18 protein-coding genes are annotated in these 14,809 nt (G+C 61.8%); 6 read left to right on the forward strand and 12 right to left on the reverse strand.

Translation table 11 applies throughout. From position 1 onward, the window contains the following. Nucleotides 1–4: 4 nt before the first annotated feature. Both AB7828_RS13710 and AB7828_RS13715 read right to left on the reverse strand, forming a co-directional pair. The gene (locus AB7828_RS13710; RefSeq protein WP_231081064.1) at nt 5–499 is read right to left on the reverse strand and encodes a TRAP transporter small permease; all 495 of its coding nucleotides are present in this window, start codon (nt 497–499) and stop codon (nt 5–7) included. A 264-nt stretch (nt 500–763) separates the two neighbouring features. Next, nucleotides 764–1,786, reverse strand: coding sequence for a TRAP transporter substrate-binding protein (locus AB7828_RS13715; RefSeq protein WP_089265456.1), 1,023 nt, complete (start codon nt 1,784–1,786; stop codon nt 764–766). A gap of 206 nt (nt 1,787–1,992) precedes the next feature. Between AB7828_RS13715 and pobA the strand changes: the two genes are divergently transcribed. Continuing rightward, a complete protein-coding gene (gene pobA / locus AB7828_RS13720) occupies nt 1,993–3,165 on the forward strand; it encodes a 4-hydroxybenzoate 3-monooxygenase (protein WP_441230429.1) in 1,173 nt (390 codons plus the stop codon). A gap of 115 nt (nt 3,166–3,280) precedes the next feature. Then, nucleotides 3,281–3,700: a PaaI family thioesterase gene (locus AB7828_RS13725; RefSeq protein ID WP_441230430.1), complete on the forward strand. Its 420-nt coding sequence runs from the start codon at nt 3,281–3,283 to the stop codon at nt 3,698–3,700. Between the two features lie 6 nt (nt 3,701–3,706). Here the strand turns inward: AB7828_RS13725 and AB7828_RS13730 are convergent, their stop codons facing one another. Next, the gene (locus tag AB7828_RS13730) at nt 3,707–4,606 is read right to left on the reverse strand and encodes a LysR family transcriptional regulator (protein ID WP_441230431.1); all 900 of its coding nucleotides are present in this window, start codon (nt 4,604–4,606) and stop codon (nt 3,707–3,709) included. Nucleotides 4,607–4,729: 123 nt separating this feature from the next. Between AB7828_RS13730 and AB7828_RS13735 the strand changes: the two genes are divergently transcribed. Continuing rightward, the gene (locus AB7828_RS13735) at nt 4,730–5,356 is read left to right on the forward strand and encodes a pyridoxamine 5'-phosphate oxidase family protein (RefSeq protein ID WP_184511535.1); all 627 of its coding nucleotides are present in this window, start codon (nt 4,730–4,732) and stop codon (nt 5,354–5,356) included. 13 nt (nt 5,357–5,369) lie between these two features. Here the strand turns inward: AB7828_RS13735 and AB7828_RS13740 are convergent, their stop codons facing one another. Further along, nucleotides 5,370–6,095 (reverse strand): glutathione S-transferase family protein, encoded by a 726-nt coding sequence (locus tag AB7828_RS13740; protein WP_441230432.1) that lies wholly within the window; start codon nt 6,093–6,095, stop codon nt 5,370–5,372. Between the two features lie 58 nt (nt 6,096–6,153). After that, nucleotides 6,154–6,357 (reverse strand): hypothetical protein, encoded by a 204-nt coding sequence (locus tag AB7828_RS13745; protein WP_441230433.1) that lies wholly within the window; start codon nt 6,355–6,357, stop codon nt 6,154–6,156. A gap of 103 nt (nt 6,358–6,460) precedes the next feature. Here AB7828_RS13745 and AB7828_RS13750 point away from each other — a divergent pair, with 103 nt between their 5' ends. Beyond that, complete coding sequence (locus AB7828_RS13750) at nt 6,461–7,159, forward strand: helix-turn-helix transcriptional regulator (RefSeq protein ID WP_089265463.1); 699 nt, start codon at nt 6,461–6,463, stop codon at nt 7,157–7,159. Between the two features lie 60 nt (nt 7,160–7,219). After that, nucleotides 7,220–7,549, forward strand: a complete 330-nt coding sequence (locus AB7828_RS13755) for a YkgJ family cysteine cluster protein (protein WP_093756852.1) — start codon at nt 7,220–7,222, stop codon at nt 7,547–7,549. A gap of 11 nt (nt 7,550–7,560) precedes the next feature. Here AB7828_RS13755 and AB7828_RS13760 read toward each other — a convergent pair whose 3' ends face one another. The 4 genes from AB7828_RS13760 to AB7828_RS13775 all read right to left on the reverse strand — a co-directional run bounded on the left by AB7828_RS13760 (nt 7,561) and on the right by AB7828_RS13775 (nt 10,228). Next, nucleotides 7,561–7,977, reverse strand: a complete 417-nt coding sequence (locus tag AB7828_RS13760) for a hypothetical protein (protein ID WP_068735003.1) — start codon at nt 7,975–7,977, stop codon at nt 7,561–7,563. 156 nt (nt 7,978–8,133) lie between these two features. After that, complete coding sequence (locus AB7828_RS13765; protein ID WP_068735395.1) at nt 8,134–8,538, reverse strand: DUF3307 domain-containing protein; 405 nt, start codon at nt 8,536–8,538, stop codon at nt 8,134–8,136. A 169-nt stretch (nt 8,539–8,707) separates the two neighbouring features. Then, complete coding sequence (locus AB7828_RS13770) at nt 8,708–9,553, reverse strand: DUF6537 domain-containing protein (protein WP_093756853.1); 846 nt, start codon at nt 9,551–9,553, stop codon at nt 8,708–8,710. Nucleotides 9,554–9,568: 15 nt separating this feature from the next. Beyond that, nucleotides 9,569–10,228, reverse strand: a complete 660-nt coding sequence (locus AB7828_RS13775; protein ID WP_089265467.1) for a Crp/Fnr family transcriptional regulator — start codon at nt 10,226–10,228, stop codon at nt 9,569–9,571. Between the two features lie 200 nt (nt 10,229–10,428). Here AB7828_RS13775 and AB7828_RS13780 point away from each other — a divergent pair, with 200 nt between their 5' ends. Beyond that, nucleotides 10,429–11,235 carry an enoyl-CoA hydratase/isomerase family protein gene (locus tag AB7828_RS13780; RefSeq protein ID WP_309948490.1) on the forward strand — a complete coding sequence of 269 codons (807 nt, stop codon included), beginning with the start codon at nt 10,429–10,431 and terminating at the stop codon, nt 11,233–11,235. Nucleotides 11,236–11,373: 138 nt separating this feature from the next. On the opposite strand, the gene AB7828_RS13785 is transcribed toward AB7828_RS13780, so the two are convergent. The 3 genes from AB7828_RS13785 to AB7828_RS13795 form a co-directional block, all read right to left on the reverse strand. Then, complete coding sequence (locus tag AB7828_RS13785) at nt 11,374–12,051, reverse strand: nitroreductase (protein WP_441230434.1); 678 nt, start codon at nt 12,049–12,051, stop codon at nt 11,374–11,376. Between the two features lie 144 nt (nt 12,052–12,195). Next, nucleotides 12,196–13,437, reverse strand: coding sequence for an acyl-CoA dehydrogenase (locus AB7828_RS13790; RefSeq protein WP_441230435.1), 1,242 nt, complete (start codon nt 13,435–13,437; stop codon nt 12,196–12,198). 120 nt (nt 13,438–13,557) lie between these two features. Beyond that, the gene (locus AB7828_RS13795; RefSeq protein ID WP_441230436.1) at nt 13,558–14,802 is read right to left on the reverse strand and encodes an acyl-CoA dehydrogenase; all 1,245 of its coding nucleotides are present in this window, start codon (nt 14,800–14,802) and stop codon (nt 13,558–13,560) included. Nucleotides 14,803–14,809 lie beyond the last annotated feature (7 nt).

A 14,809-nucleotide genomic window follows, 5' to 3' on the forward strand; every position in this document is an offset into this window, starting at 1 on the left:
CGATTTACTCTGCCGTCTTGATTTCGGGTTCATGCATCTCTTCCGGATGGAAGATCAGCCTGTAAGTGCGGATCGCGATCAACAGCACCGCCGAAACGTCGCCGATCCATGACAGCAGGAAGAACGGCCAGACCGGCAGTTGCAGATCCATGGTGACGATGTGGCTCGAATAGGTGTCCACAACCTTGTCGAACAGCGTGTAGGTCTGCACGGTCACGACGAACAGCAGCACCAAGGTTGCGAACACGTCGATCCAGCGCTGATACTTTGGCGTGGCATTGGCCCAGACCAGATCGACGGTGATGTGCGAGCCGCGATAGGACGTCGCGGCGATGCCCCAAAAGATCAGCACGCCAAGCATGAACTGGCCGATATTGTAATAATCGGGGATCGTGACCGCGAAGAATTTTCGCATGAACACGGCGATGAAAGTGTTCAGTGCAACGATGCCGACGAAGAACGCGGCGATCCACTCGATGGAATCGATGAAGCGATCCATCACGTTCTTGCGGGGCGGATCCGGCGGAATGCCGAGGGCGCTGGATTGGGAGATTTCGGACGTGGCGGTCATCGTCGATGTCACAATGCTCAAGAGGAGAAGCCAGCCTCCGCCCTCTCGATCGTCATGCCCGGGCAGCGCGAAGCGAACTTCACTAGATGACCCGGGCATTCATCTTCTGGGTGCGAAGGAAAGTGGATGGCCGGGTCAAGCCCGGCCATGACGTGGTGAGAGGTCCGTGCGATCAACGGACTCGGCGGAAAGCTACAGCCCCGCGTCGTGCTTCTTCAGCATCGCCTTGAGGTCGGCGTCGATGGCATCGGCGTCGCCGCCGGCCTTCTTCACGGCCGCAGCCCAGGCGGCGTTGAGCGGTTGAACGCCCTTCTTCCACTCGGCAAGCTGCTCGGGCGTCAGCTTGTAGACCTCGTGATCCGGAAGCGCCTTCATCTTGGTGCGGCCATTGGCTTCGAAGTCGACCCAGGGATCGGTGACCTTGGAGGCCCATTCCGGCGTGCAGTGATCGTCGATGATCTTCTTCTGCGCCGCGGACATGGAATTATACTTGGCGAGATTGATGTTGTAGGTGAACACCGTCGAATAGAGCGGCACGTCGATGTGATACTTCACCACCTTGTCGATGCCGAACAGGAAGATCGAGCCCCACGGGAACGCGATCTCGTCGGCAACGCCGCGTTCGATCGCATCGCGCGATTCCGGCGCCGAGGCCTGCACATTGGTGCCGCCGAACAGCTTGACCATTTCGCCGATGGTGCTCTGCGCCGGGCGGACCTTCACGCCGTTGAGGTCTGACGGCACGACGATCTTCTTCTTGCCGTGGATCGATCCGGGATCGTGGATGAAAGCGAAGCACAGCTTCGTGTCCTTCATCTCGGTCTTGGCGTATTTCTGATACCACTCGTTGAGCGCGAGGGTGCCCTTCTTGCCGTCCGAGAACACGAAGGGCAGCTGGCCTGCGGCCACGATGGGGAAACGGCCGGGCTGATAGCCGGGATTCACATAAGTGATATCGGCGATACCATCGCGCGCCATGTCGTAATGGTCGAACGCCTTGCCGAGCTGTTCGGAGGGGAACACCGACATCTTGATGCTGCCGCCCGAGGCCTTCTCGATATCGGCCGCCCAGGCCTGTGTGGCCGGCACCAGCGGATGCGCCGGCGGCACCCACAGCGATACTTTCATATTGACGGTTTTGTCTTGCGCCTGCGCCGGGCTCATTGCAGTCGTCAGACAGCCAGCCGCCAGCAATGCAAAGATTGCCCTTTTCATCGACGTCTCTCCCTCTACGCCCGTTTGGACGTGTTCTCACGAACCTGTTCACCGGACCTTGAATGGCCCTTTGCGAATATTGTTATATGTTATAATCATCCTTGCAAGCGGTGCGATAGCACGCGTTGCGGAGCCAGTGTCGCGACCCCGCTTGACTTGTCAACTCAGTCGGACGACAGAGCCTATATCAACCGCGGGAGCAAGCGTTGCGAACAAAAGTTGCCATCATTGGAGCTGGTCCGGCTGGAATGTTGCTAGGGCAACTATTGCATGCCTATGGGATCCATAACGTCATTCTGGAGCGCAAGGATCGGGACTATGTCCTCGCCCGCATCCGCGCCGGCGTGCTCGAACAGGGCACCGTTGGCCTGCTGGAAAAGCTGGGGATTACCGAGCGCCTGCATCACGAAGGCCTGATCCATGACGGGATCGAACTTCTATTCGGCGGAATTCGCCACCGCCTCGACCTGAAGAAGGCATCCGGCGGTAAGGTCGTTACCGTCTACGGCCAGACCGAAGTCACCCGCGACCTGATGGACGCCCGCGACAAGGCCGGGCTGACCACGGTCTATGACGCCGACAATGTCTCGCTGCACGATTTCGACGGCACAAGCCCCCGCGTCCGCTACGTCAAGGACGGCGTAAGCCACGAGATCGCCTGCGATTTCATTGCCGGCTGTGATGGGTTCCACGGCGTCTCGCGCCAGAGCGTTCCGGCGTCCGCCATGCAGACTTTCGAGCGCGTCTATCCGTTCGGCTGGCTCGGCCTGCTCTCGGATACGCCGCCAGTGTCGCATGAGCTGATCTACACCAATCACGAACGCGGCTTCGCGCTGTGCTCGATGCGCTCGATGACGCGCAGCCGATATTACGTCCAGTGCTCCCTCGACGAAAAAGTCGAGAGCTGGACCGACGACATGTTCTGGGACGAGTTGCGCCGTCGCCTCGACACGGAGGCCGCCGAAAGCCTCATCACCGGCCCATCGCTGGAGAAGAGTATCGCGCCGCTGCGTAGTTTTGTCGCGGAACCGATGCGCTTCGGAAGGCTCTTTTTGGCCGGCGACGCCGCCCACATCGTGCCGCCGACCGGCGCCAAGGGGCTCAACCTCGCGGCCTCCGACGTCCATTACCTGTCGATGGCGCTACGCGAATTCTACGATGAGAAATCCTCGAGCGGCCTCGACTTCTATTCGGCCATCGCGCTGAAGCGCGTGTGGAAAGCGGTGCGTTTCTCGTGGTGGATGACCTCGATGATGCATCGCTTCCCCGACAATGACGGTTTCGGCACCAAGCTGCAGCAGGCCGAGCTGGATTATGTCGTACATTCGGATGTCGCGACAGCGTCGCTGGCGGAAAATTATGTGGGACTGCCGTATTAGGATCGTAGGCGCCGCGTTGTTTTGAACGGCCGGAAAAGGTTGTTTGAAACTTTGTTGGCCTGTCCTTTGCGCGTGCTTTCGCTTCTATGGCGCAAACAATCCAGATGGATGTGCCATGACCGACACCGCTATCCCCCACGGCTTCGCGCCACACTATCGCAAGAGCCCCCTCACCACGCCGTGGGAACCGATCTATTCAAAGGTGACGGAGACCAATGTCATCCTCGGCCTCCGCATTGCTGAAGCGCATACCAATTCGCGCCGCATGGCGCATGGCGGGCTGATCACGGCGCTGGCCGACAATGCGATGGGCCTAAGTTGCGGGCATGTACTCGGCGGCGGCACACGGTTGGTGACTGTTAATCTGTCCGCCGATTTTCTCGGTTCCGCGCAGATCGGGCAATGGCTGCAGATCGAGACTGAGGTCATCAAGACCGGCAAGCGTCTCTGCTTTGCGCAGGCACTAATCACGGCAGACGGCGAGCCGTGCGCCCGGGCCAACGGCACGTTCAGCGTCGCGCCACCAAAAACGTAGCGATGGCTATCGCTTGCTGAAATCCCACTGGCAGGTTTCGGCGGCGAGGTCGATGAAGACGCGCACTTTAGCCGATAGCAACCGCGACGTCGGATAGACGATGTGGATCGGCACCACCGGCGGCTCGAACTTCGTCAGCACGCGCTTCAGCCGTCCCGCCTCCAGCCCCTCCGCAGCCTGATAGGCCAGCACGCGAGTCAGGCCGCCACCGTGCTCGGCGTGCCAGATGGCGGCATCGGCGACATCGGTGGTGAAGCGCGGCGTATGCGTGATGCGAACATCCCGGCCATCACGCACGAAGCGCCATTCCGGCGCTGACGCGATCGAACCGAACTGGATCGTGTCGTGCTTTGCGATATCCTCCGGTGCCGTCGGCTGGCCGCGCTGCGCCAGATAATCCGGCGACGCCACCACGATGCGCGACATGGTACCGAGGTTGCGCGCCACGAGGCTGGAATCGGCAAGATCGCCGATCCGCACCGCGACATCGATGCCGTCCTCGACCAGGCCGACCATGCGATCGGTCAGCCGCAATTCACCTGACACATCCGGATAGCGCTGCAGATAGGCCGAGATCAGCGGCGTCACATGCAGCCGCCCGAATCCGACCGGCGCCGAGACGACCAGACGCCCGCTCGGCCGCGCCCGTTCGGCCTGTGCGGAGCCTTCGGCCTCCTCGATATCCGCGAGAATCTGGCGCGCTCGTTGCAGATAGCGCGCGCCGACATCCGTCAGCATCACCGAGCGCGTGGTCCGCTGCAGCAGGCGGGCGCCAAGGCGCTCCTCCAGCGCCGCCACCATGCGGGTGACCGCCGACGCGGAGAGTCCGAGCTTGCGGGCCGCAGGCGCAAACCCCTGCAGGTCCGCCACGGCGACGAAGACAGTCATGGCTTCGATGCGATCCATCGAACCATTTCATATCCAGCAATAATGAAGTGTCAATTCCGATGATTGTTCTTGTGTGAGGAAATAGCCAACTTGGGGCGGCGGGAACGCATCCCGTCCCAAGCTCCAATCAGGGAGTAAGTCATGTCAGACATCCACACCTATTCCAGCGACATTGCCTTCACGCCGACCGTCAAGGCGATCCAGACGCGCAAGGGGTCGCGTTCCGGCTACGCGCATGTCGAGGAAAACGGCGGCTGGCGCACCGAGATCGACGACAATCTCGCAGCGTTTCTCGCCGAGGCGAACAGCTTCTTTCTGGCTACCGCCAGCGCTGACGGCCAGCCTTATATGCAACATCGCGGCGGACCGAAGGGGTTCGTGAAGGTGCTCGACAAACAGACGCTGGCCTTCGCGGATTATAGCGGCAACCGGCAATACATCACCCAGGGCAATCTGGCCGAGAATCCAAAGGCCAACATCTTCATCATGGATTACGCGCATCGCCGCCGGGTCAAGCTCTGGGGCACCGCGCGGGTGGTCGAGGACGACCCGGCCTTGATGCGATCGCTGATGCCACAAGGTTATCGTGCGAAGCCCGAGCAGGTCATCCTGTTCACAATCGCTGCGTGGGACACCAATTGTCCGCAGCATATCCCGCAGAAATTCGATGCGGCCGATGTCGCGGCGGTGTTGGCAGCACGCGATGCGCGGATTGCGGAATTGGAAGCCGAACTGGCGACGCTGAAGGGGGCAGCGTCGCCGCATTGAAGGCGACACAGCCTCAGGCAGCGACGCTGCACTGCCAGACGTGTTCGGGATAATACTCTGCCATCATCCGATCCACGTAGGTGACGAGGTTGCCATAGCGGTGCAACTGACGCTGCAGGGGCGACGGAAACAACGGCGACAGGATCCCGGCCAGAACGCCGAATGCGGTCGCATCGACACCGGCCGGGCGGTTGCTCATCAAGTGAGACTTCCCGGCCAGCAGCACCGACAGAGCCATCAGCGAACGATCCGCGAGTTGCAGCGCCTCATCGGCAGGATGCCGGCCGAGGCCATTCGCCAGATGGTTCTGAATGACGGATTTGCGCGCGGATGCACGAATCTCGTCGCGCTGCGCTTCGGGAATGCCGTCGAAGAAATGCGACGGTCCCTTGGCGAAATTATCGGCATCGACCCAGCGCACGCCGACCAGCGACCAGTAGAGGTGATGCTCGATCATCCGCTCGATCGCCCAGGCCTGAGCGCGCTGGGCGAGATCGAGACCCCTATCGAAATCGACGTCATATTTGCGTTCGATATAGGCGCGGATAAAGGTGGAGTCGGCAATGCACTCAGCGCCGTCATCGATATAGGGCATCTGCCCCTTCGGCGAATCCTGCGGCCGTGCCGGTTGCTTCTCGTAGGGCAAGCCGGCCATCTTGAGCTGGACTTCCGTCTTGGTGACGAAAGGGCTGATTTCCGGCAGGCCAAAGCCTGCACCTGCGCCGTGAAGGACGATCATGTGGTTTCTCCAAGTGATAAGGACAAGAGACTAGGCAGTCGCTGCTGCCACCGTGGTGTCAGCAGCCGTCACGCCGAGTCGCACCGGCGACCCAGACACGCGTCTGGACCGCCGCGGTGGAAACCATGCGCCAGCCGAGCCCGATCAAGGCCCAGCGGAGGTCGCCCGACAGGGCGAGAATGGCGCGTTCCAGCAGCCATGCCCGGATGCGCCAGAGCCGGTCATCATGCGAAAATGCCTCGAGGCTATCGAAAGCGGTCATTGCAGAATCCTTCGTTCGTTTGAACCTGGACCCTGTATGACTGCCCCCTGCTGCCAACATGCTGTCAGCATCGACATCTGCCAACAAAGATAGAGGGACGACCATGAGACGCGCCGACCGCCTGTTTCAGATCATCCAGGTGCTTCGGCGCACGCGGAAGCCGCTGACGGCGGATGCCATTGCAGCCGAACTGGAGACGTCCAAGCGGACGATCTATCGCGACATCGCGACACTGATGGCGCAACGCGTCCCGATCCGCGGCGAAGCCGGCATGGGGTATATCCTCGAACGCGGCTTCGACATGCCGCCGCTGATGCTGACACCCGACGAGATCGAAGCCGCCGTGCTCGGCGCGCAATGGGTGATGGGGCACGCCGATCCGGCATTGGCCAAGGCGGCACAGGATCTCATTGCGAAGATCGCGGACACCGTGCCCGAGCGCTTGCGCCCCTTCGTGCTGGAGCCCGCGAGCCGCGCACGGCCGCATTTCCGCGGCACCGCCGACAGCATGGATATGGTGCAGATGCGCGCGCATATTCATGCGGGCAAGAAGGTCCGGCTGCTTTACCGCGACGAAGCCGGTCGCGACAGCGAGCGCATCGTCTGGCCGATCGCGGTGGGCTACCTGGAAGCCGTGCGGCTGCTGGCGGCCTGGTGCGAGCTTCGCAAGGATTTCCGCAGTTTTCGAACCGACCGAGCGATCGAGGCACATTTCCTCGATGAGAAGTATCCGGAACGGCGCGAGACGCTGCGCAGCAAATGGCGCAAGACGCTGAGCTGGGAGCGGCCACAGGATACCTGAAACAGCCAAGCCTGCATCTGCACGGCTGGTGAAACCCGCCCGATCGCGATAAACCGCGGCATGACAAGCAATGCCACCACGATCAGCGACGCCAGCCCATGCCAGGCCTGTGGTGCGTGCTGTTCGTATTCTAGCAACTGGCCGCGCTTCACCATCGAGGACGATGCCGATCTCGATCTGATCCCGGCCAAATATGTCAACGACCGTGAATCGGGAATGCGCTGCGACGGAGACCGGTGCAGCGCGTTGAACGGTAAGGTTGGAGAGGCCACAGCCTGCGGGATTTACGCTGTCAGACCGGACGTGTGCCGGACCTGCATGCCTGGCGATCCCGAATGCGCCATGGCGCGGCGCCGGCACGGGCTGCCAATTCTGGCAGCCGCAGAGTAGTTGATGTCAGCTTACGCCGTGACGGCGTGAGCGAATTCCTTGTCATCCAGCTCGTCGTCGAGGTCATCATCCATCGGCGCCAGCGTCGAGAGCGGCTTGGTCGACAGCGTGATGGCCTTGCGGTTGTGATAGGCCGACACCGAAGGACGCGCCACAGCGGTGTCGTGCGACAGCGCGTAGAGCGTGGAACCAACGCGGCCACCGAATTCGATCAGTTCGCGCTCGCTGCAGCTCGATGCGATCGAGATCGCCAGAGCGTGGAGATGACTGCGGCGATAGCAAAACAAGGCCAGCATCGCACGGACATCGGATGAAACGCTGGCCACGAGATGGGGCAGGCCATTTTCATTTGCACGATACATTGCACCGAGCAGATCTTCCTCGACGGGGCAAAAATCGTTCTCAAAAGCTTGACGGCTGGACCGCATGGGGTTTCTCCTCGTTAATGAGGATGCGGTTGAATTTCCTAACGCAGGGTTAACCAACAGCCTTAATGGCCGCGTGCGACTCTTGAGTAACAGTTTGAAATGTGGCAGCCGTGCCCTGCTACCGCCACATTGGAACTCGATGCGTTCAAACGCGCATCAGCTGTTGGCGACGATGAAGATGGCCAGGAAGAAGTCGGTCAGGTGATGCAGCGCCTGATCGATGCCGATCAGCCACCAGAACCAGCGATGGCCCTGCGTCACACCGAAATGCGATACGCAGATGCCCTTGAGCCGATCGATGGTGATGTGGATCGCGAAGTCGACCAGTCCCAGGAACCAGAGCTTGGGTTGTACAACGGCAATGAACAGCGTCGTCAGCACGCCATGGATCGCGCAATGCGCCAGCAGCGGCAGCGCCCATCCGGTCCGTTGATCCTTGCCTATCGCCATCCAGGCGTTTTGCAGCAGGAAATCAGCGATCACGTGCTTGACGGTGAGGACGAGCATCCACCCGACGAGCCCGCCCAGAGCAATCGACGACGACATTGCAGGAAACAACAAGCTGACGTCCCTCTCACCGGTCACGACAGGCTGGCCCGCTTAGCCGGCCCGATCACTCGCCCTATTTATGACACTCCGAAACCGGGAATGCACGCCGCGGAACCGAAAACCCACCGCTTCCTGCAGAGCCAGCCTGGACGGGAAAACACTGCGCACGCTCACTTTCTCGCTAGTTCAGAACGGCATGCGCCCGGAGCTCGCCGATCGCCTTGCGTAATTGGTCACCTTTCGGATCGCGCGGCACCGCACGGGCACGCGTGATCGCATCCGCCAGGTCGGTGATAACCAGAGTCCCATCGAAAGCCGGCTTGGCTAGTCCGTCGATGATCTGATGCCAGGCGGCCATGCCCTGCCGATAGCCCGTGCCGTAACCTTCGATCATGGTTGCCGTCTGCACGATGGCCATTGCCGCGTCCGGCTGCTTGGTCAGTGCCCGATCAATCATGTGCAGCCAGCGTTCGACCCAGACGCGCTCGGTTTCATAACGCGTCGACAACAGGCGCCAACGTCGCAGCCAGGATTCGAACTCAAGGCGCTTGATGCCCCAGATGCTCGCCTTGCTGAAACGGATCGGCACGGTGCGATGCGCACAATAGATGCGCTCGAGCGCCCACATCAGGGGATCGCCGACGATCTCCGGCAATGCCGACACCAACTCGTCGAGGCGAAAACGCCGCCTGTCGACGACGGGCGGCCGGCCGGGCATCACGGGTTCCTGCAGCTTGAGCTGCGCGATGCGGATCGGATCGTGATAGCTCATGCGCATCGTGAGCAGCCGCGCAATCTCGCTAAACAGTTCGTCGCTGACGTTGCGCCGTCCGACAAAGCGACGCAGCCGGTCGCTGTAGAGCTGCGCGTAAACTGCGCTCTGATAGTTGATCAACAGGGCCACGCCATCTTCCGCCACAGGACGCACTGCAGCCGGCAGCCCCACCGGCAAAACCGGCGCTGCAGGTTCGCTCCTGTTCGCCAGCTCGGCGAGCGTGGAACGGATGACGTTGATGAAACCTGCCACGGGACGTCCTGATGCTTATGCGTGCTGCGGCGCCATGGGCAATGCGGGCGCGTCCTGCTTCATCAGACGCGCTTCCAGCTTGTCGATATTCTCGAACAATCGCGCGCTGGCGAGACGCAGGAAGAAGAAACCGAATTCCGGATTCTGCACGTAGAGCTCTTCGACCTGGCTGTAGCTGACGCTGAGCACCATGCCGGGCTCGATACATTCCAGCGTCTGGGTGCGTTCGTTCAAGGGCGACAGCATGCCGAGTTCACCGACAATGGCGCCGACCGGCAATTCGATCCCGGATTCGACGAGACGATAACGGCCACTGACGATGTAGAACATGTCTTCGGCCTTCTCGTCCTTGTAAAACAACACCTCACCGGCCTTACAGGGACGCTTGGTCATGAACGGCTTCAGCCATTCCATCGACAGGTCCGAGTTCACCGACTTTTTCACATCCTGGACCAATTGCAGCATCTGGCGCAGGCGGTAGATGTTGAGCGGCAGCAGTACCGCATGCAATGCCATGGTCGGATAGTTATGGGTCGGGATCGAGATCGCGATTAGCAGGACATTGGCCATGATGCCAAACACCCGCAGCGGAATCATCGTCCGCATCGTGGCGGTCGCGACCACGAAGATCGTGGCGGCGGCGCTGCCAAAGTGATGGAGATAGGACATATCCATGGGAGCAAACCGGGTTTCCAGGAACGGCCGCACCGTCCTCCGCGACTATGAAGCGCGAATGACCGGGCCTTTGCAGCCGCAATATAGCCCATCTGGTTAAAATAGCCCGTGTTGCGACCCGCAAAAATCACGGAGTCGTGCGCAGATTGACGCGATCCGCCGGTGCGGGCACCGTCGCTCGCGTCCCAAAGGAGAACAACATGTCGGAAACGACGGAAACCGCATCTGACCAGTCCTCGCCCCCCATTCTGACCATCGACGGCCCCCGCGCCACCATCCGCCTGAACCGCCCCCAGAAGCTGAACCGGCTGTCCCAGCTCGACCTGGACACCTTGGTACAGCTGTTCGATCGCGTAGAGGCGAATCGCGCCGTCCGGGTGCTAGTGCTCACCGGCACCGGCCGCGCTTTCAGCGCCGGCTTCGATCTCAATGCGATCTCCGAACGGGCTGCCAGCGCGCCCAAGCCCGTGGCCGAAGGTTCGTCCGGATCGGCCTTTGAGTCCGTGGCAAACCGGCTGGAGGACCTGGCGCTCCCGACGATCTGCCGGCTCAATGGCGGCGTCTATGGCGGCTCCACCGACCTGGCACTGGCCTGCGACTTCCGCATCGGCGTCGACACCTGCGAGATGTTCATGCCGGCCGCCCGGCTCGGGCTGCATTATTACAAGGGCGGCATCAAACGCTATGTAAGCCGGCTCGGGGTCGACAACGCCAAGCGATTGTTTCTCACGGCGCAGAAGCTGGAAGCCAGCGAACTGCTGCGGATCGGCTACCTCACCGCCATGGTGCCGACCGAGGCGCTGGACGAGGAAGTCGACAAGCTCGCTATGATTCTGGCCGGCAACGCCCCGATCGCCATGCGCGGCATGAAGCAGGCCATCAACGAATTCGCCCGCGGTGAACTGGACGAGGCTGCCGCCGATCAGCGCGCGCGGGACAGCATGCGCGGCAATGAGATCAAGGAAGGGACGAAGGCGTTCGCGGAGAAACGGGCGCCGAGGTTTTAGGCTTCACTCGTCATTCCGGGGCGCGCGAGCTCTTGCTCGCGTGACCCCGGAATCCCGAAGTGTTCAGCCATGCTGAGATTCCGGGTCCGCCTGCATGCGACTTCGCCGCATTCCGGCGCCCCGGAATGACAGCCAAGATCACTCCACAAACGTCGCGACGTCATCCAACTGTGCGCGGTTGGTCCGGTAGCTGTTGACCTTGTGCTCACGGTCCGGATAGCCGAACGAGATGCCGCAAACGACGCGGCGGTCGTCGCTCATGCCGAAATGCTGGCGCACCACGGCGGAATGAAATGCCAGCGCCGCCTGCGGCACGGTCGCGAGGCCCAATGCCTGGGCGGCGAGCATGAAGTTGTTCACGTAACCGCCGCAGTCCACGGCGCCATAGACGCCGAGCGCCTCGTCCGACGTGATGATCGCCACATGCGGCGCGCCGAAGAAATTGAAGTTCTGCAGCGCCTGCTCGGCATAGGCCGTCTTGTCGCCACGCGCGATGCCCAGCGTATTGTAGAGCTGGAAGCCGCTTTCGCGACGGCGGTCCAGATAGACCCCGCGATATTCGCGCGGAAACGGGAAGTCGCCCGAATTCGGCGCACCCGCGGCCGCGACGGGATAGAGCACGTCGCGAAACTTCTTGGTGGCTTCACCCGACGTGATCGTGACCTGCCACGGCTGGCTGTTGCACCACGACGCGGTCTTCTGCGCGGCACTGAGAATGCGCTCGATGATCGCGCGCGGCACCTGCTCGGTCTTGTAGGCGCGACAGGAGTAACGACCGGCGAGAAGGGTTTCGAGAGTGGAGATGGCGTCAGTCATGGAAACATCCTGGCTCGGTCCCTCATGGTGAGGAGGCGCCAATTGGCGCCGTCTCGAACCATGAGCTGGCTTGGCTCTTGAGTTTGTTGCCATCCTTCGAGACGCGTGCCAAGTGGCACGCTCCTCAGGATGAGGGCAGAGATATCACCGTCCCTTGGTCGGGACCTTGTTGAACGGCACGTCCTTGTCGACGCGGATGTCGCCCGGCAAACCGAGCACGCGCTCGGCGATGATGTTGCGCAGGATCTCGTCGGTGCCGCCGGCAATGCGCATCGAGGGCGAACCGAGGATCGTCGCCTGGAATTCGCCAGCAGCTTCCGCATCGGCGCCGACCAAGGCTCCGGAGGCGCCCTGCAGGTCGGCCGCGAACATCGCGATGTCCTGCATCATCATGCCGGAGACCAGCTTGCCGATGGAGTTCTCCGGACCCGGACGCTCGCCCTTCGACAGCGCCGAGATCGAGCGATAGCTGGTGTATTTCAGGCCGGAATTCTTCACCGCCCAACCCGCCAGCTTCGAACGCACATTGGGATCGTCGATGGCGAGGCCGTCTTCCAGCATCAGGTTGCTGCAATACTCGAACAGCTCCGGGAAGCCCGTCGCGACGCGCGAGCCGATCGACATGCGCTCGTTCATCAGCGTGGTCAGCGACACGTTCCAGCCATCACCGACGGCGCCGAGCCGCTGGCTATCCGGGATCCTTACATTGGTGAAGAACACCTCGTTGAATTCCTGCATGCCATTGGCCTGCTTGATCGGCTTTACCTCGACGCCCTCACTCTTCATGTCGAGGAAGAACATGGTGAGGCCCTTGTGCTTGGGCACATTCGGGTCAGTGCGGGTGATCAGGATGCCATAATCAGAGTAATGCGCGCCGGAGGTCCAGATCTTCTGGCCGTTGACGATCCAGTCGTCACCATCCTTCTCCGCGCGGGTACGAAGGCCAGCGACGTCGGAACCACCGGCGGGCTCGGAGAACAGCTGACACCAGACTTTCTCGCCGGAGGCCAGCGGCGGCAGATATTTGCGCTTCTGGTCTTCGGAGGCGTAGGCCATCACGGTCGGGCCGCACATGCCCTGCCCGATGGCGAAGGGCCGCGCGAGCTTGTCATAGACGCCCTCTTCCTGCTGCCAGATTACGCGCTCGATCGGCGTCGAGCCGCGGCCGCCATATTCCTTCGGCCAATGCAGACAGGCCCAGCCGGCATCGGCCTTCTTCTTCTGCCACGCCTTGGCGACATCGAGCATCGCGTCGCGCTTCTCGCTGGCGCGCTTCGCCGATGGCTTGGTCAGCTCAGCTTCCAGCTCCTTCGGTGCGTTCGCATCGATCCACTTGCGCGCGACGGCGCGGAATTCGGCTTCCTGCGGCGTGTCATCGAAATTCATGGCAGTCGTCCTTAATGAGAAAAGAAAGCGTAGGATGGGTAGAGCCCTTGCGAAACCCATCGATGGGCTTGCGCGGACATTGATGGGTTTCGCTGCGCTCTACCCATCCTACAGGCTGACTTATCGTCCCTTGGTCGGGATCTTGTTGAATGGCACGTCCTTGTCGACGCGAATGTCGCCGGGGAGACCCAGCACGCGCTCGGCGATGATGTTGCGCAGGATCTCGTCAGTGCCGCCTTCGACGCGCGTGGCGGGCGAGCGCAGCAGCATCGCCTGGAACTTGCCGGCGACCTCCGGATCCTCCGGCCCGTTGAGCACGCCGGCCGCACCCTGCAGATCGAGCGCATAGGTCGCGACATCCTGCAGCATGGCACCCGCAACGAGCTTGCCGATGGAGTTTTCCGGACCCGGACGTTCGCCGCGCGACAGTGCCGAGATAGCGCGGAAGCTGGTGTAGCGAAGTCCGCTGGCGCGCACCGCCCAGCTGGCGAGCTTGGAGCGCACCGCGGGATCGTCGATGGCCGGACCGTCATCGAGCATCAGGCCGTTGCAGAACTCGAACAGCTCCGGGAATCCGGTGGCAACATTGGCGCCGATCGCCATGCGCTCGTTCATCAGCGTGGTCAGCGACACGTTCCAGCCATCGCCGACCGCGCCGAGCCGCTGCGCATCGGGAATCCGTACGTCGGTGAAATACACCTCGTTGAACTCGGCCTGCCCGTTGGCCTGCTTGATCGGCTTCACCTCGACGCCCGGGCTCTTCATGTCCAGGAAGAACATGGTGAGGCCCTTGTGCTTCGGCACAGTCGGGTCGGTGCGGGTGATCAGGATGCCATAATCCGAGTAATGCGCGCCGGAAGTCCAGATCTTCTGGCCGTTGATGACCCAGTCGTCACCGTCCTTTTCCGCGCGGGTGCGGAGACCTGCGACGTCGGATCCGCCGGCGGGTTCAGAGAACAACTGGCACCAGATCTTCTCGCCGGACGCCAGCGGCGGCAGATACTGCCGCTTATGCTCCTCGGCGGCGTAGGCCATCATGGTCGGGCCGCACATGCCGTGGCCGATGATGAAGAGCGCGCCGAGCTTGCCGAACACGCCCTCTTCCTGCTGCCAGATCACCCGCTCGATGGGCGATGCGCCGCGACCGCCATAGTCCTTCGGCCAGTGCGGTACGGCCCAGCCGGCATCGGCCTTCTTCTTCTGCCAGGCTTTCGCGACTTCCAGAATATTCGCACTCTTGAGCTGAATGCGGCCAAGCGCAGCCTTCTTCAGTTCGTCTTCATATTGCTTGGGCGCATGGGCCGCGATCCAGGCTTTCGCCTCGGCGCGGAACGCGGCCTCCTGCGGGGTGTCATCAAAATTCATCGCGATT

It is taken from the genome of Tardiphaga sp. 215_C5_N2_1 (assembly GCF_052076055.1).
In the GTDB taxonomy this organism is placed as follows: Bacteria; Pseudomonadota; Alphaproteobacteria; order Rhizobiales; family Xanthobacteraceae; genus Tardiphaga; species Tardiphaga robiniae.